The following is a 16050-nucleotide window of genomic DNA, read 5'->3' as shown; positions in this document are numbered from 1 at the left end:
AGACAGGGATTGTGGAACCGAACGGCGCGTTGCAGAACGTTTGCAGCAAAGGAGCCGCGCCCATGTCCGATCATCTGACCGTCGTTGACCACCCGCTTGTGCAGCACAAGCTGACCATCATGCGTGACAGGGACACCCCGACAGCCGTGTTCCGGCAGCTCTTGCGCGAGATTTCGCAGCTTTTGGCCTATGAGGTGACGCGCGGTTTGCCGATGACCACCAAGCGGATTGACACGCCCATGCAGGCGATGGATGCGCCGACGCTCGACGGCAAGAAACTGGCGCTGATTTCGATCCTGCGCGCGGGCAATGGGCTGCTGGACGGGGTACTGGAATTGATTCCGTCAGCACGGGTCGGATTTGTCGGATTGTACCGGGACGAAGAGACGCTGCAGCCGGTCGAGTATTACTTCAAGGTGCCCGAAGCATTGGAGGATCGGTTGGTCATTGCGGTTGATCCGATGCTGGCCACCGGCAACTCCTCTGCCGCCGCCATCGACAGGTTAAAGGCGGCTGGCGCGACCAACATCCGGTTTTTGTGCCTGTTGGCCGCACCGGAGGGAATCGCCCGGATGAAAGTGGCGCATCCGGACGTGCCCATCGTCACCGCAGCCGTTGACGATCAGTTGAACGACATTGGCTATATCGTTCCGGGCCTTGGCGATGCCGGGGATCGAATGTTTGGCACCAAATAGCGGGGATCGCCGCTTTACTCAGGATCGGGGTTGAGGCATCGTGCCTCCCATATCTTGTGGGGGATATGATGAGTTTTACCAGAATTGCAGCTTTGGCTGTGTGTGTTGCGTCCTTGTCCGTTGGTATGGGCCAGGCGCAGTCCTTGCGGAATGGGCAGACCCCGGCGGAGTTTCCGCCAGCCTCGTTCAACGGAACCCAATATGTCGACAGCAGGGGGTGTGTGTTCATCCGCGCGGGCATTGACGGCAATGTCACCTGGGTGCCGCGCGTCAATCGGCAGCGTCAGTTGATCTGTGGCCAGACGCCCAGCCTGTCGGCCAATGCGGCCGCCGCGGCCCGGTCGACGCCGACCCAGACGACACAGGGCACGCCGGAACAGATCACGGTCGCCCCACCGGCCCGCCCGACGGCGACGGCAGATGCGGCCCCCTCCGCGGCTCCGGTGCCCGCCCCGCGGCCTACTGTGCGGACGACCCGACCGGCGGCCACAACGGCCCCGACGCCGCAGCCTGCACCCCGTGTGGTTGTGCAGCGCCCTGCTGCCCCGGTTGTACGCCGCACAGCACCGCCACCCGCGCAGCCGACCGTTGTGCAAGCGGCACCCCGCACGGTGACAGCACAGCGCGCGGTGCCCGCTTGCCAAGGGGCGTCGCCCGTCAGTGCGCGCTATATCAACTCTGGTCAGTACGGGCCCGTGCGCTGCGGACCGCAGCAGATCGCGCGCGGTAGTGCTGCCGCTGTTGGCCCCGAAACGCGGGTTGTGCCGCGGCATGTTTACGAGAACCGCACCTTGCAGCGCGCGGCGCGTGTGCCCGAAGGCTATGTGCCCGTGTGGAAGGATGACCGTCTGAACCCGCGCCGTGCCGAGCAGTCGTTGAACGGGATTGCGCAGACGCGCCTCGTGTGGACACAGACCGTCCCCCGCCGCCTGATCGAACGCAGCACGGGGCGCGACGTGACGGCCACCGTGCCGCTGGTCTACCCCTACACCGATGTCGCGACGCAAGAGCGGAACCTGGGCACCGTGACGCTGGTGCGCCGCAACGGGCAGTTGATGAAGCGGGTGCAGCGCAAGTCGTCGGCCACGGCAAGGCAACCGGTTGTGTCGACGCGGTCGGCACCGGCCCCGGTGGTGAAGGCGCCCGCGCGAACAGCGCCGAAAGCAGCGGGCAAAGCGCCAAGCGCCACGACGCAAGGGCGTTATGTTCAGGTAGGGACCTTTGGGGTGCCTGCCAACGCGCAAGCGGCGGCGCAGCGCATTGCCCGCGCGGGTCTGCCGGCCCGGATCGGGCGGGTGACGCGGGGGGGCAAGTCGTATCAGGTTGTGCTGGCGGGGCCCTTTGCCTCGTCCACAGATCTGTCGCGCGGGCTGCAGAGCAGCCGTGCCGCAGGCTTTTCCGATGCGTTTGTGCGCAAGTAGCGCTTAGCTTTCGCAAACGGCCTGAAGCTGCAGCCAATCCCGGTCTGCCATGATCGGGGCTGGCGCCTGTCCGGCCATCGGATCGGCTTCGATAAGGGCAAGCGTCGCCTCGCCAGAGATGTCGCGCGCACGCGCATAGGGTGTGCTGCGGAGGCCTGCCGCTTCAAAGAGCGGAAGGAGCCTGTCCACCGGCACCTCCGCCGCGAAACGCGAGAGCTGATCCTCGGCATAGGCCTCGAGCGCATGGGTGGGAAGCGAACCGGTGGTGAGCAATGTGCCCGTCGCGCGCGGGCCCGAATGTTCCAGCAGCTTGCGCAAGGGCAGCTTTGTCATGTTGCGCGCCTGTTCGACAAGTATGTAACCGGCGGCGACATCCGGCTCTTCATAATCCTCGACCAGCGCGCGGTTCAGCAGCACGGTGCCGCCGGGCAGCGACAGCGCCTCGCGCACGCCGCCGGGCAGGATTATGACACGGGCCGCCCCCGTGCGCCCGGCCAGCGCGACAAGGCCTGGCCGCGCCTCAATGCTGCTACAGGGCTGGCCCGACACCCTTTCGATATGCGCCAGAAGCGCTGTGCCGATCTCGGCCTCCTTGACCGCAGGCACGACGCGCATGGCGTGATCCACCAGCGCACCCGGCAGCCAGAAGACGGCAAGGGCGGCCACGGCAGACACCGAGATGGCGGCGCCCAGCCACCGCAGCCGACCCGGTTTCGGGCGGGACCGTGCGACAGCACGGCGCAGCGTGTCGATGGCGTCGATCATTGCGGCCTCGTCCGGGCCAAGTTCCAAAACTTCGTCAGGATCGCCGTCCGGGTGAAAGGCCGCCCCACCCTTGTCCGGCGTCTCGCCCTTTTCGACGGCAGCGAGCGACCAATGGGTGATCGCGCGATCGTTGAGGTCAGAGATCACAAGCGTTGCGTCACCGACAGACACGATCACCTCGCGCCGTTGCGCATCGCCAGATGCGCGCCAGAGGCCCGTCGCTTCGAGCCGGTCATATTTGCTGAGTGCGGTCATACCTGTAGGTCTGCGGGCTTTGGTTTTGCCTCTTTCGTGGGCAGAACGGTATCAGACCTGCCCGCCCACGCCAAGCGATCACAAATGGGCGGACCCGAAAAGCGTGATTTGACCGATGCGCAAGCTGCATGTCAGCGTGCGGTGACAGAATTGGACGAAAGGCTGCATGATGCGATCACTCATTTTTGGCGCCCTGGCTGCGATAACCCTACCGATGGCCGGTCAGGCCGCCGAAGGCACACGCATTCAGGTGACGGGCGAAATCATTGACACGTGGTGTTATTTTTCAGGCGTCATGGGCAGCCCGGATGCTGTTGTGGGATCGGCGCATCACACATGTGCACTGTGGTGCAGCGCCGGTGGCATTCCCGTTGGCCTGCTGGCCGAGGACGGCACGGTCTACATGGTGCTGAAGGTCGGCGAGGATGACCAGACCGCCGGAGGCGACGGCATTCTGAAGCTGGCGGCACATACTGTCGAAGCCGATGGCACGCTCTATCAGCGCGATGGGTTGAACTACATCGTGGTGAATGAGGTGGTCTCTGATCTGGATATCACCAACCAGAACCACGACGATTATGGCACTGTACCGCCGTTCTCGATCCCCGACTCTGCGAAGCCGCAAGGAGAGTGAGCATGTTGAAACATTTGACAGCGATATGCGCATTGGTTGCCACACCGTTGATGGCACAGGATTTTTCCGAAGGGTCGGAGGCGCGCAGTTGGAACCTGTATGCAGAGGTGCCCGCCACGTTCGAGGCGACGGTCGTGGACCTGATCTGCGAGTTCACGGGCGATTGCCCGGCGGATTGCGGCGCGGGCAAGCGGCAGCTTGGTCTGATCCGCACCGCCGACGACGTTCTGGTTCTGCCGATGAAGAACAGCCAGCCTGCGTTTACGGGGGCTGCGGTCGAGTTGCAGCCGTTTTGCAACCAGACCATCACCGTTGATGGGCTGATGTTGGAGGACCCGGAACTGGGCGCCAACAATGTCTATCTGGTGCAGACCATCGTGCCACCCGGCGGCGGCGAAAAGATCAAGGCGAACCAATGGACCAAGACCTGGGCCGCTGAGCATCCCGAGGCCAAGGGTAAGGGCCCGTGGTTCCGCCGCGACCCGAGCGTTGCCGCGATCATCGAGGAAGAGGGCTATCTTGGGTTGGGCCAAGAGCTGGACAAAGCCTGGATTGCGGAGAATTTCTGAGATGTGGCGCGCTTTGGTGACTGCGTTTATGGTGGCGGTGGGGATACCTGCCGCTGGTCAAAGTCCGTTCCCCGTAGATATCGGCGGGCCATATGAACTGGTGGACCAGTTCGGTGAGGTCCGGACCGAGGCCGACCCGGACGGCAAGTATCAATTGGTGTTCTTTGGCTATGCCAACTGTCTGAATATCTGTTCGGCGGCGATGCCGTTGATGGCGCAGGTGGTCGATGAACTGGCAGGCGATGGGATCGGCGTGACGCCCGTGATGATTACCGTAGCCCCCGATCAGGATCGGGTCGAGACGATGGGCGCGCCGTTGGCCGATATCCACCCGAATTTCATTGGTTTGACGGGGGATGAGGGAGCCTTGCAGGCCGCTTACGAGGCCTTCAAGGTCGAGGTCGAGCCGCTGTTTGAGGACCCGGAACATGGGTGGATTTATTCCCATGGCAGCTTTGTACATTTGCTGGATGCTGACGGCGCATTGCTGACGCTGCTGCCGCCGGTGCTGGATGTGGAGCAGGTCGCGAAGATCGCGCGGGGCTATATTCCCGAGGCTGGCTAGGGCGCGCCAGGCTACGCCTTACGTTTGGCGCGTTAGTTGAACTGTTCCGAGATCAGCCGCTCTTCGAGCCCATGACCGGGGTCGAAGAGGATGCGGTGCACGATGGAGGGCTCGGATTCGATCTCGACCGACGACACGTTTGCAAAAGACCGCGAGTCCGCCTCGGCCATGACAGGGCGCTTGTCCCCTTCGAGCACATCGAAGCGGACCTTGGCCATCTTGGGCAGAAGTGCGCCGCGCCAGCGCCGGGGGCGGAAGGCGGCAACGGCTGTGAGTGCCAGTACGTCCGACCCGATGGGCAGGACCGGCCCGTGGGCGGAGTAGTTATAGGCGGTGGAGCCCGCAGGTGTGGAGACCAGCGCGCCGTCACAGACAAGTTCATCCATCCGCAACCGTCCGTCCACTGTGATCCGCAGCTTGGCCGCCTGCGGTCCTGCGCGCAGCAGGGACACTTCGTTGATGGCGAGCGCCTTGTGGCTTTGGCCCTCGGGCGTGGAGGCTGTCATGGAGAGCGGGTTCAGCTCGGCCTCTTCCGCCGCTTCCAGCCGCGCAACCAGATCCGACTCGCCATATTCGTTCATCAAAAAGCCGATGGTGCCGCGGTTCATACCGTAGACGGGGGCGTTCAGGTGCTGGCTGCCGTGCAGGGTTTGCAGCATGAACCCGTCCCCGCCCAGCGCCACGATGACGTCCGCCTGGGCAGGGTGCGCATCGCCATAGCGCCCGATCAGCGCGGCCCGCGCGGTTTGTGCCACGGGCGCGCGGCTGGCCGCGAAGGCGATCTTGAGGGGCATTTCAGTTTCCTATGGCGTGCGTTCTGCGCCGAAAGAACCATATCTTTTCGCCCCTTACCAGCGCCCAGCGCGCTTTGTCGCTGGCAGTGCGCATGTTGTCGGGATACATCCTTTGATCAAATGGCCGGTTTCCGATAGGAAACGGCAACCCAAATCGACTCAGTCCATGCAGGAGAGTTCATATGAATGCGCCCCATCGCACCGACGGCTTTTTCACCCAATCCCTCGCTGACCGTGACCCCGAGCTGTTTGGCTCGATCCGCGACGAGCTGGGCCGCCAGCGAGACGAGATCGAGTTGATCGCATCGGAAAACATCGTCTCTGCCGCAGTGCTTGAGGCGCAGGGGTCGGTGATGACCAACAAATACGCCGAGGGCTATCCGGGCCGTCGCTATTACGGTGGGTGTCAGTACGTCGATGTGGCCGAGAACCTCGCCATCGAACGTGCCAAGCAGCTGTTCGACTGCGGCTTTGCCAATGTGCAGCCGAACTCGGGTTCGCAAGCGAACCAAGGTGTGTTCCAGGCGCTGCTGCAACCGGGCGATACCATCCTCGGCATGTCGCTGGACGCAGGTGGTCACCTGACGCACGGGGCGAAGCCCAACCAGTCGGGTAAGTGGTTCAACGCGGTGCAATACGGCGTGCGCCGCGACACGCTGGACATCGACTATGACCAGATCGAAGCGCTGGCGCTTGAGCACAAGCCGCAAATGATCATCGCCGGTGGCTCTGCCATCCCGCGCGTCATCGACTTTGCCCGTATCCGCGAGATTGCGGATAAGGTCGGCGCCTGGGTCCTGGCCGATGTCGCCCACTTTGCCGGTCTGATCGCGGCGGGTGAGTACCCCAACCCATTCCCGCATGTGCACGTCGCCACCACGACCACCCACAAGACCCTGCGCGGCCCGCGCGGCGGCATGATCCTGACCAATGACGAGGCGCTGGCCAAGAAATTCAACTCGGCCATCTTCCCCGGCATTCAAGGCGGCCCGCTGATGCATGTGATCGCGGCCAAGGCCGTGGCCTTTGGCGAGGCGCTGGATCCGTCCTTCAAGCTGTACCAGCAGCAGGTGATCAAGAACGCGCAGGCGCTGGCGGATCAGCTGCACAAGGGCGGTCTGGACACGGTGACACACGGCACCGACACCCATGTGATGCTGGTGGACCTGCGCCCCAAGGGCGTGAAGGGCAACGCGACCGAAAAGGCATTGGGCCGTGCGCACATCACCTGCAACAAGAACGGTGTGCCGTTTGACGATGAGAAGCCGATGATCACGTCGGGCATCCGTTTGGGCTCGCCCGCTGGCACCACGCGCGGATTTGGCGAGGGCGAGTTCCGCCAGATCGGTGACTGGATCATCGAAGTGGTCGATGGGCTGGCCGCCAATGGCGAGGATGCCAACGGCGCGGTCGAGGCGAAGGTGAAAGCCGGAGTGTCCGCGCTATGCGGCCGCTTCCCGATGTATCCGAACCTCTGACGAACCGTCGGGGATCTCAGAACACGCTGTGATCCCCGCGTTCCACCGGCGCCTCGCCCCGCAGGACGGCGGCGTAGTAGTCGAACAACGTGTCTGTCCCCTTGATCGGGGTCGCGTCGCGGTCATATGCGCCGGTGTCTGGGTTCACGGCCAGCATGGATTCGGTCGCGTAGTATAGGCCGATGCGCGCGAACTCGGCCTTGGCCGACAGCGGCGGCACGATCCGGCTGGCCACCCCCAAAGCGCCCGCGATGGTGCGCATCATTCCAACCGGCACGTGTTTGAACTTTGGCGGCTGGCCGGACAGGTCGAACAGCTTTTGCCCCATAGCACGCGGCGTCAGCGCGGGCCCCGGCCCGCCGATGGGCAGGATCTGGTTCCAGCGATCGGGCGTATCGAGACACTCTGCCAAATACGTACCAAGGTCACGGTCGCTGATGGGCGTGCAGGCCGTCAATTCTCCGTCTCCGAACAGCAAATAGGGCTTGCCGTTCTGCACCCGGGCGATCTGTCCCGCCAGTGATTTGAAATACGCCGTCGGACGCACAATCGAATAGGTCAGGCCAGAGGCGATCAGCGCCGCCTCGGCCCTAAGCTTGGCGTGCTGAAACGCGAGGCGCGGTTTTTGCACGCAGATGGCCGACAACAGGACCATCTGGGGCGTCCCCGCAGCCTTGGCCGCCTCGATGATGTTGACAGTCGCGTGGTGGTCGATGGCCCACGCGTCTTGCGGCGCGCCAGTCCGCGAGGCGAGGCAGGAGATGACCGCATCAAAGGGGATATCGCCGAATGCGGCCTGTTGGACCGATACCGGGTCTGTGACGTCGCCGTAGCGCAGCAGAGCACCAGACAGGTTGGACGGGGTACGGCTGCGGTTGCGCAGAAAACAGGTGACATCGTGGCCGTCGGCAATCAGTGCGGCGGTGGTGGCCCGGCCAATGGTGCCTGTCGCGCCGAAGACGAGAACGCGCTTGGACCGCTTTGCAGGCGATGCGTGTGCGCTCAAAACAAGTCAGTCCGGTGATCACACATGGCCTGCCCACCACATCCAAAAGACGACGCCGGCGACCACCAAAAGGATATTAAAGGCGACGACACCGGCGATGCCCAACCAGAACCCTTTGCGCCGATCCGCCCGGTCGATCCCTTTGAGGTAAGTCACCACACGGTCCTCGGCCGCCGCCAGCGCCGCCCCGTCCACCTGGCGCATCAGCTTGGGGTGTCCGCCAAATCCCTGCGCATCGACGATCTTGTGCGCATCCTTGTGCAGACGCCGCGGCAGACGGCGGCCCGTTTTGCGCAGGGACGCATCGAGCGTCTTGCCGCCCACGCCAAACGCGGCGTGCAAGGCGGCCTGAACACGATCGGCCCGCGTCTGGATGCTCTCTTGGGTTTCCATGCGGTTTTCTACCTTGGTGCCTTGCGCTTCTCAATGCCTCTGGCAGAGCGTGCGTGATGCGGCTAAGCGTAGGGGCATGCTCAGCTATTCCGAACATGGGGCGGCCGATGGCATCCCGCTTTTGATTGCGCACGGCCTCTATGGTTCGGGGCGCAACTGGGGTGTGATTGCCAAGCGGCTGTCCGACACCCGGCGGGTCATCACAGTGGACATGCGCAACCATGGGCACAGCTTTTGGTCGGGCAATCACGGCTATGCCGATCTTGCGAGCGACCTGGCCGATATCATCGACGCATTGGGCGGACCGATGGACGTGGTGGGCCATTCCATGGGCGGCAAAGCGGCGATGATGCTGGCCCTGTCGCGCCCGGATGCGGTGCAACGGCTGGTCATCGGCGATATTGCGCCGGTCAGCTACAGCCACAGCCAGATGCAGTTTATCGACGCGATGCGGGCCGTGAACCTGAGCGCAGTCACCCGCCGGTCAGATGCAAATGCGCAGCTCGCAGCACAGGGCGTCGAACCTGCGCTATGCAGTTTCCTGACCCAATCGCTGGATGTGGCAGAGCGGCGCTGGCGGTTGAACCTGGATGCATTGGCGTCAAACATGCCTGCGATCCTTGGGTTTCCCGAGGTTTCGGGCCAGTTCGACGGCCCCACCCTGTTCCTATCGGGTGGACAAAGCGACTATGTCGCGCCGGGCTATCGCCCGACCATACGCACCTTGTTCCCAGCTGCGCGCTTTGTGAAAATTCCAAATGCCGGGCACTGGCTGCATGCGGACGATCCGCGGGCATTCGAGGGCACCGTGCGCGCTTATCTGGACGCAACAGCCGCCTGACCCTTGACGTAACCCCAGTGCCCGCCCCAGATTTTAGGGCGGGAGTGACTGCAAGGGTGCGATCATGTGGGAGACGCTGCTTGACCGTTTTCTGACCGGCATGATGGTCGAGGACCGTCTGAGCCTGACCTATCCGGACGGAATAACGCGGGACTACGGCCCCGATACCGGCGCTTCGGCGCATCTGGCGATTTCGGACAGGGCCACGTTGCGCGGGCTGATCGTAAACCCCGATCTTGGTCTGGGCGAGGGGTACATGAACGGCACGATTACGCCGCGCAACTGCACACTGGATGACGCGCTGACCGTCATCGTGCGCAACCGGTTCAAGGGACATATCCCACCCTGGATCGTTGCGGCAAACCGCGCCCGCTTTCACATGCGCCGCTTCATACAGAAGAACGCGCCAAGCGCGTCCCGCCAGAATGTGGCGCATCACTACGACATCTCGGACGACCTCTACCGCCTCTTTCTGGACGCGGACATGCAGTATTCCTGCGCCTATTTCCGCGACGACGCCATGACGCTGGAAGATGCGCAGGTGGCAAAGAAGGCGCATATCGCGCGCAAGCTGCGGCTAGAGCCGGGGATGCGGGTGCTGGACATCGGCTGCGGCTGGGGTGGCATGGCGCTGACGCTGGCCCGCGACTACGGTTGCCAGGTCACCGGCATCACGCTCAGCGAGAACCAATTGGCCACGGCGCGAAAGCGGGCGGAGGACGCGGGACTGTCCGAGCAGATCGAATTCCGGTTGCAGGACTACCGGCATATCGCCGGCACCTTCGACCGGATCGTATCGGTCGGCATGCTCGAACACGTAGGCGTGCCGAATTTCAACACGTATTTTGGCCGCTTGGCCGAATTGCTGGACCCCGACGGCGTGGCGCTGATCCACACGATTGGCCGGTCGGCCCCGCCGATGGCGCATTCATCCTGGATCAACAAATATATCTTTCCGGGCGGTTACGTGCCGTCGCTGTCCGAACTGGCACCCGCGATGGAGCGGTCCGGCCTGTGGCAGACGGATATCGAGGTGTGGCGCCTGCACTACGCCAAGACCATTCGCCACTGGCGCGACAGGTTTGAGGCACATGTTGATGAAATTTCGCAGACCTACGACGACCGCTTTGTGCGCATGTTCCGCTACTATCTGACGGTTTGCATCATCGCGTTCGAACAACAAATGCAGGGCGTGTATCATCTACAACTGGCGCACCGTCGCGATGCTGTGCCGCTGACGCGCGACTATCTGTATGCTGCGCGCCCGACCGCCGCGACCGCAACCGTGCGTCAGACCGAAGACGCCTAGGCGGCGACCGGTGCCGCGCGCAGGATGGACACGTGGGGTACATCAATCACTTCGACGCCTTCCCCGAATGACCGGTCGCGGGACTGTTCACCCGGATATACCAGCGTGCGGATGCCAGCGGCCACGGCGGCCTCTGCGCTTTCGGGCGTATCTTCGATAGCGAGGGCCGCGTTCGCGGTGACATCCAATTGGCGCAAAGCCTCATTATAGATGTCCGGGGCCGGCTTGGTGCGGGCCGCAATCGTGCGGTCGCCGATGAAGTCAAAGATTGAAGAATCAATCGCGGATTCGAGACCCTTGAGCAGTGCAGCGACCTGGCGCGGATCGGTGGCGGTGACAAAACCGATTTTCATCTCCTGGGTCCGTGCCTCCGCAATCAGGTCCGCAATGCCGGGCCGCAGCTCGACGCCACCGGCAAGCACCGTTTCGAACGCCTCCAGCTTGGCCTCATAGAGCGCGTCGATATCCACCTCGACCGCCTGTGCCTTGGCGTAGTAATTCAGGCGCGCCTTGCCGCCCGGCACTTCAAGCAGCGCGCGGTACGTCTCTTCGTCCCAGTGCCAATCGACCTCGTTCAACTCGAAAGCGGTGTTGAACGCGCGACGTTGAATGTCGGATGTTTCGGCCAGAACGCCAATCGATCCCAAAAGCAGTGCAGAATAGGCCATGTTCGATCTTCCCCTGTGACTGGTTGCGGTGGCGCACAGCGGGGAAACTGTGGCAATGGACAAAGAGTTCCACCCTACGCCGCAGATTTACCGCAGGCGGGCGACCGCGCCCTCTTGCACCTTCTTGCGCCATCCCTATAAGGCAGGACAATTTGCACATTTGGGGGGCCAAGATGCCAAAGCGTACCGACATCAAGTCGATCATGATCATCGGCGCGGGCCCCATTGTGATCGGGCAGGCCTGCGAGTTCGACTATTCCGGTGCGCAAGCCTGCAAGGCGCTGCGGGAAGAAGGATACCGGGTCATCCTGGTGAACTCGAACCCGGCCACCATTATGACCGATCCGGGCCTCGCCGACGCAACATACATTGAGCCGATTACACCCGAGGTTGTCGCCAAGATCATCGAAAAGGAACGGCCGGACGCGCTGCTGCCCACAATGGGCGGACAGACCGGGTTGAACACGTCGCTCAGCTTGGAAGAAATGGGCGTGCTGGACAAGTTCGGGGTCGAGATGATCGGCGCCAAGCGTGACGCCATCGAGATGGCCGAGGACCGCAAGCTGTTCCGCGAAGCGATGGACAGGCTGGGCATCGAAAATCCACGCGCGACCATCGTCACCGCGCCCAAGGACGACAAGGGCAACAAGGATCTGGCCGCAGGCGTTGCGCTGGCGCTGGAGACGTTGGAAGACATTGGCCTGCCAGCCATCATCCGGCCCGCCTTTACGCTAGGTGGCACAGGCGGCGGCGTCGCGTACAACCGCGAGGATTATGAAGCGATCTGCCGGTCAGGCATGGACGCAAGCCCCGTGGGTCAGATCCTGGTCGATGAGAGCCTGCTGGGCTGGAAGGAATACGAGATGGAGGTGGTGCGCGACACTGCCGACAACGCCATCATCGTCTGTTCCATCGAAAACGTGGACCCGATGGGCGTGCACACGGGCGACTCGATTACCGTTGCCCCTGCCCTGACGCTGACGGACAAAGAATACCAGATCATGCGCAACCACTCGATTGCGGTCCTGCGTGAGATCGGAGTGGAAACCGGTGGGTCGAACGTGCAATGGGCGATCAACCCGGATGACGGGCGCATGGTGGTGATCGAAATGAACCCGCGCGTGTCGCGGTCATCGGCCCTTGCATCGAAAGCGACCGGCTTTCCCATCGCCAAAATCGCGGCGAAGCTGGCCGTGGGTTACACGCTCGATGAGCTGGACAACGACATCACCAAGGTCACGCCCGCCTCGTTTGAGCCGACGATTGACTATGTGGTCACCAAGATCCCGAAATTCGCGTTCGAGAAATTCCCCGGCTCCGAAGCAACGCTGACCACCGCCATGAAATCCGTGGGCGAGGTCATGGCGATTGGCCGGACCTTCCACGAGTCGCTGCAAAAGGCGATGGCATCAATGGAATCGGGCCTGGTGGGCCTCGATGACATCGACATCCCGGGCGCGCCGGACAAGGCCGCGGTGGTCAAAGCAATATCGGCCCAGACCCCGGACCGCTTGCGCCTGATCGCGCAAGCCATGCGCCACGGATTGAGCGACGATGACATCTTTGCCGCGACCAAGTTCGACCCGTGGTTCCTGGCCCGCATCCGCGAGATCGTGGACATGGAGGCGCAGGTGCGCGACGCTGGCTTGCCGATGACCGAAGAAGGTCTGCGCGCCCTCAAGATGATGGGGTTCACAGATGCCCGCTTGGGCCAGTTGACCGGACGGGACGAGGCGCAGGTGCGCCGTGCGCGCGAAAACCTGGGCGTGCGGGCCGTCTTCAAACGGATTGACACCTGCGCCGCCGAATTCGAGGCGCAGACGCCCTACATGTACTCGACCTATGAAACGCCGGTATTCGGCGACGTCGAATGCGAAGCGCGCCCGTCGGACCGTAAAAAGGTGGTAATCCTTGGCGGTGGCCCCAACCGGATCGGCCAGGGGATCGAGTTCGACTATTGCTGTTGTCACGCCTGCTTTGCACTGACCGACGCGGGCTATGAGACGATCATGATCAACTGCAACCCCGAGACGGTCAGCACCGACTACGACACCTCGGACCGGTTGTATTTCGAGCCGCTGACATTCGAACATGTGATGGAAATCCTGCGGGTCGAGCAGGACAATGGCACCCTGCACGGCGTCATCGTTCAGTTCGGCGGTCAGACCCCACTGAAGCTGGCCAACGCGTTGGAAGATGCGGGCATTCCGATCCTGGGCACCACACCTGACGCCATCGACCTCGCCGAAGATCGTGAACGGTTCCAGGCGCTGGTGAACGATCTCGGGCTCAAGCAGCCCAAGAACGGCATCGCGCACTCCGACGCTGAAGCGCTTGAAATTGCAGATGATATTGGTTTCCCATTGGTCATCCGCCCGTCCTATGTCCTGGGCGGCCGCGCGATGGAAATCGTGCGTGATCAAGCGAACCTTGAGCGGTATATCTCAGAAGCCGTCGTCGTATCGGGCGACAGCCCCGTGCTGCTCGACAGCTACCTCGCCGGTGCGGTCGAGTTGGATGTGGACGCGCTTTGCGACGGGACGGACGTACATGTTGCCGGCATCATGCAGCACATCGAAGAGGCGGGCGTGCATTCGGGCGACAGCGCCTGTTCCCTGCCCCCGTATTCCCTGCCCTCCGACGTGATTGCCGAGATTGAGGCGCAGACTCATGCGCTGGCCAAGGCGTTGAATGTGGTTGGCCTGATGAACGTCCAATTCGCGATCCAGGGCAACGACATCTTCCTGATCGAAGTGAATCCACGCGCCTCGCGCACCGTGCCATTCGTCGCAAAATCCACCGACAGTGCCATTGCGTCCATCGCCGCCCGCGTCATGGCGGGAGAGCCACTGTCGAACTTCCCCCAGCGTCCCGCCTATGACGCAGACGCCAGTTATGACAGCGTGTTGCCGCTGGCCGATCCGATGACGCTGGCCGACCCGAACATGCCGTGGTTCTCGGTCAAGGAAGCGGTGCTGCCCTTTGCCCGTTTCCCCGGTGTGGACACGATCCTTGGACCCGAAATGCGCTCAACAGGCGAGGTCATGGGCTGGGACCGCACCTTTGCGCGCGCATTCCTCAAGGCGCAGATGGGGGCTGGCATGGTGTTGCCGAACGCGGGCTGCACCTTCATCTCGATCAAGGATATGGACAAGACGCCCCAGATGCTTGAAGCGGCTCAAATCCTGCACGGCATGGGCTTCACGACTGTGGCGACCAGTGGAACAGCGGCGTGGCTGGAGACGAATGGCGTGCCCTGCAGAACGGTGAACAAGGTCTATGAGGGGCGTCCGGACGTCACTGACATGATGAAAGACGATGGCATCCAGCTTGTCTTCAACACAACCGAAGGCGCGCAGGCGGTCGAAGACAGCAAGTCGATCCGCTCCATCGCGCTCTACGACAAGATCCCTTATTTCACGACGGCCGCCGGCGCCTATGCCGCCGCCCTCGCCATTCGCGAACAATCGCAGGGCGATGTCGGTGTCAAAGCGTTACAAGGCTGAACATCACAACGCCTGAAACCGATCGGATATGTCATCCAGATTGGCAAGCATCGCGTCGCCCAGCACGGAAGCAAGCTGGGCGTCGCGTGAGTCCACAGCCTCACCACGCGCAGCGGCAAGCAAAATAGGTTTGAGAGTTTTCCATTTCGCGGCGACCTTTCCCAACGTGACCTTGATATGGATGTTGGGCGCGGCAACAAGCCCGGCAGCGGCATCACCCTTTGTGATCTGTTCAAGCGCCTGCTCGAAGCTGACAATATCATCAGACAGCGCGCCTGCCGCACCATCAAGTGCTAGATCGGTCAAAAACAGGCACAGGTCCCGCTGAAACTTCTGTGATAGCACCCGCAAGTCCTGAACAGCGGCGAAGGATCCGTGAAATTCTGCTGGCACATCCGATTGTGCATGTGCCCGTTTTTCTCGATACCTTGAGGAGAGGACCGGGTTTGTCTTAAGCAGTAGGGACACCGCCACAGTGTGGCGATCTCCAGCAGCGATCTGCCGCGCCGACCGCGTGAGTGTTGCAACATCTGCTGCCAGTTTCAGATCTGCAGCGGCCATGATGCCAAGCGTGCCGGATCGCGCCATCAAACGGGCCGAGGACTCGGCCACGTCGTCCAAATGAACCGACGTGCTGGACCCGACAAAGAGCAAGCAGACTGATTTGGTCACGCGATGCACCAGCACTGCCTGATCCGCCCAATCCCGGATCGTAACGGTACCGGCACTGTCCGCGGGCCCGCAGGCCCCGAACGCCAACGCCACCGCACATATCAGATGCGCCAAAACTCGCATGGATCACTCCAAAGTCGCCATGTGTCGGGGCTTACAGCATGAGGGCTTAAAGGTGGATTAAAGCGGTTGTATTTTCAGTTCAGCTGCACTTGCCCTGCCCCGAACATCGAGTATAACGCCTGCCCAAGCCGCTGTAGCTCAGCTGGTAGAGCACGTCATTCGTAATGATGGGGTCGGGGGTTCGAGTCCCTTCAGCGGCACCACGCAGGCTTTTGCGCCTGTTGCTCCACGTCTTGTCACACGTAGCGCCGATCCGGCCGATGCGTACGCCACACAGCGCCACAGCACAGGCCGCGACGTGCCAGCGCAGGCATTGAGCCCACCCGACCGGCAGTAAGGACACATACGGCACACAG

The 16050-nt window shown here is 62.6% G+C and carries 15 protein-coding genes and 1 tRNA gene; 10 read left to right on the top strand and 6 right to left on the bottom strand.

The genetic code is table 11. The annotated features are described in order from the left end of the window. Window positions 1-62 precede the first annotated feature (62 nt). A complete protein-coding gene (upp, locus tag BWR18_RS03050; RefSeq protein WP_076630084.1) occupies window positions 63-695 on the top strand; it encodes a uracil phosphoribosyltransferase in 633 nt (210 codons plus the stop codon). Between the two features lie 65 nt (window positions 696-760). Continuing rightward, a complete protein-coding gene (locus BWR18_RS03045; protein ID WP_157598635.1) occupies window positions 761-2116 on the top strand; it encodes an SPOR domain-containing protein in 1356 nt (451 codons plus the stop codon). A 3-nt stretch (window positions 2117-2119) separates the two neighbouring features. Here BWR18_RS03045 and BWR18_RS03040 read toward each other — a convergent pair whose 3' ends face one another. Next, the gene (locus BWR18_RS03040; protein ID WP_076626650.1) at window positions 2120-3136 is read right to left on the bottom strand and encodes a hypothetical protein; all 1017 of its coding nucleotides are present in this window, start codon (window positions 3134-3136) and stop codon (window positions 2120-2122) included. A gap of 166 nt (window positions 3137-3302) precedes the next feature. On the opposite strand from BWR18_RS03040, the gene BWR18_RS03035 reads away from it, so the two are divergent. From BWR18_RS03035 to BWR18_RS03025, 3 genes are read left to right on the top strand one after another with little or no spacing between them, the layout of a single operon-like run. Then, the gene (locus BWR18_RS03035; RefSeq protein ID WP_157598634.1) at window positions 3303-3770 is read left to right on the top strand and encodes a hypothetical protein; all 468 of its coding nucleotides are present in this window, start codon (window positions 3303-3305) and stop codon (window positions 3768-3770) included. Between the two features lie 50 nt (window positions 3771-3820). After that, window positions 3821-4339 (top strand): hypothetical protein, encoded by a 519-nt coding sequence (locus BWR18_RS03030; protein WP_254684924.1) that lies wholly within the window; start codon window positions 3821-3823, stop codon window positions 4337-4339. Between the two features lies 1 nt (window position 4340). Next, window positions 4341-4904, top strand: coding sequence for an SCO family protein (locus BWR18_RS03025; protein WP_076626648.1), 564 nt, complete (start codon window positions 4341-4343; stop codon window positions 4902-4904). Window positions 4905-4936: 32 nt separating this feature from the next. Here BWR18_RS03025 and BWR18_RS03020 read toward each other — a convergent pair whose 3' ends face one another. Further along, entirely contained in the window at window positions 4937-5698 is a 762-nt protein-coding gene (locus BWR18_RS03020; protein ID WP_076626647.1) for an NAD kinase, read from the bottom strand. Between the two features lie 182 nt (window positions 5699-5880). Between BWR18_RS03020 and glyA the strand changes: the two genes are divergently transcribed. After that, a complete protein-coding gene (glyA, locus tag BWR18_RS03015; RefSeq protein WP_076626646.1) occupies window positions 5881-7176 on the top strand; it encodes a serine hydroxymethyltransferase in 1296 nt (431 codons plus the stop codon). Window positions 7177-7192: 16 nt separating this feature from the next. Here the strand turns inward: glyA and BWR18_RS03010 are convergent, their stop codons facing one another. Continuing rightward, window positions 7193-8182 (bottom strand): NAD(P)H-binding protein, encoded by a 990-nt coding sequence (locus BWR18_RS03010; RefSeq protein WP_076626645.1) that lies wholly within the window; start codon window positions 8180-8182, stop codon window positions 7193-7195. Window positions 8183-8200: 18 nt separating this feature from the next. Continuing rightward, window positions 8201-8575 (bottom strand): hypothetical protein, encoded by a 375-nt coding sequence (locus BWR18_RS03005; RefSeq protein ID WP_076626644.1) that lies wholly within the window; start codon window positions 8573-8575, stop codon window positions 8201-8203. 76 nt (window positions 8576-8651) lie between these two features. On the opposite strand from BWR18_RS03005, the gene BWR18_RS03000 reads away from it, so the two are divergent. Beyond that, entirely contained in the window at window positions 8652-9416 is a 765-nt protein-coding gene (locus BWR18_RS03000; protein WP_076626643.1) for an alpha/beta fold hydrolase, read from the top strand. Between the two features lie 64 nt (window positions 9417-9480). Then, on the top strand, window positions 9481-10725 hold the full coding sequence (locus BWR18_RS02995) for an SAM-dependent methyltransferase (RefSeq protein ID WP_076626642.1): 1245 nt from the start codon (window positions 9481-9483) through the stop codon (window positions 10723-10725). Here the strand turns inward: BWR18_RS02995 and BWR18_RS02990 are convergent. Continuing rightward, a complete protein-coding gene (locus BWR18_RS02990) occupies window positions 10722-11393 on the bottom strand; it encodes an HAD-IA family hydrolase (RefSeq protein WP_076626641.1) in 672 nt (223 codons plus the stop codon). The genes BWR18_RS02995 and BWR18_RS02990 overlap by 4 nt on opposite strands. A gap of 173 nt (window positions 11394-11566) precedes the next feature. On the opposite strand from BWR18_RS02990, the gene carB reads away from it, so the two are divergent. After that, window positions 11567-14899, top strand: coding sequence for a carbamoyl-phosphate synthase large subunit (gene carB / locus BWR18_RS02985; RefSeq protein ID WP_076626640.1), 3333 nt, complete (start codon window positions 11567-11569; stop codon window positions 14897-14899). Between the two features lie 3 nt (window positions 14900-14902). Here carB and BWR18_RS02980 read toward each other — a convergent pair whose 3' ends face one another. Then, entirely contained in the window at window positions 14903-15694 is a 792-nt protein-coding gene (locus BWR18_RS02980; protein ID WP_083957623.1) for a type IV pili methyl-accepting chemotaxis transducer N-terminal domain-containing protein, read from the bottom strand. 127 nt (window positions 15695-15821) lie between these two features. Between BWR18_RS02980 and BWR18_RS02975 the strand changes: the two genes are divergently transcribed. After that, window positions 15822-15897: transfer RNA gene (locus tag BWR18_RS02975), tRNA-Thr, on the top strand. The last annotated feature ends 153 nt before the right edge of the window (window positions 15898-16050 follow it).

This window comes from Tateyamaria omphalii (assembly GCF_001969365.1).
Taxonomy (GTDB): Bacteria; Pseudomonadota; Alphaproteobacteria; order Rhodobacterales; family Rhodobacteraceae; genus Tateyamaria; species Tateyamaria omphalii_A.
The sequence above is the reverse complement of the archived record's forward strand: the minus strand, read 5'-3'. Positions and strand labels throughout refer to the sequence as shown.

What these genes read in the sequence shown, in the direction of transcription:
- BWR18_RS02990 (WP_076626641.1), bottom strand. Translation starts at nt 11,393, where the DNA reads ATGGCCTATTCTGCACTGCTTTTGGGATCGATTGGCGTTCTGGCCGAA.
- upp (WP_076630084.1), top strand. Translation starts at nt 63, where the DNA reads ATGTCCGATCATCTGACCGTCGTTGACCACCCGCTTGTGCAGCACAAG.
- BWR18_RS03000 (WP_076626643.1), top strand. Translation starts at nt 8,652, where the DNA reads ATGCTCAGCTATTCCGAACATGGGGCGGCCGATGGCATCCCGCTTTTG.
- BWR18_RS03025 (WP_076626648.1), top strand. Translation starts at nt 4,341, where the DNA reads ATGTGGCGCGCTTTGGTGACTGCGTTTATGGTGGCGGTGGGGATACCT.
- BWR18_RS03035 (WP_157598634.1), top strand. Translation starts at nt 3,303, where the DNA reads ATGATGCGATCACTCATTTTTGGCGCCCTGGCTGCGATAACCCTACCG.
- BWR18_RS03020 (WP_076626647.1), bottom strand. Translation starts at nt 5,698, where the DNA reads ATGCCCCTCAAGATCGCCTTCGCGGCCAGCCGCGCGCCCGTGGCACAA.
- BWR18_RS03030 (WP_254684924.1), top strand. Translation starts at nt 3,821, where the DNA reads ATGGCACAGGATTTTTCCGAAGGGTCGGAGGCGCGCAGTTGGAACCTG.
- carB (WP_076626640.1), top strand. Translation starts at nt 11,567, where the DNA reads ATGCCAAAGCGTACCGACATCAAGTCGATCATGATCATCGGCGCGGGC.
- BWR18_RS02995 (WP_076626642.1), top strand. Translation starts at nt 9,481, where the DNA reads ATGTGGGAGACGCTGCTTGACCGTTTTCTGACCGGCATGATGGTCGAG.
- BWR18_RS03005 (WP_076626644.1), bottom strand. Translation starts at nt 8,575, where the DNA reads ATGGAAACCCAAGAGAGCATCCAGACGCGGGCCGATCGTGTTCAGGCC.
- BWR18_RS03045 (WP_157598635.1), top strand. Translation starts at nt 761, where the DNA reads ATGATGAGTTTTACCAGAATTGCAGCTTTGGCTGTGTGTGTTGCGTCC.
- BWR18_RS02980 (WP_083957623.1), bottom strand. Translation starts at nt 15,694, where the DNA reads ATGCGAGTTTTGGCGCATCTGATATGTGCGGTGGCGTTGGCGTTCGGG.
- BWR18_RS03040 (WP_076626650.1), bottom strand. Translation starts at nt 3,136, where the DNA reads ATGACCGCACTCAGCAAATATGACCGGCTCGAAGCGACGGGCCTCTGG.
- glyA (WP_076626646.1), top strand. Translation starts at nt 5,881, where the DNA reads ATGAATGCGCCCCATCGCACCGACGGCTTTTTCACCCAATCCCTCGCT.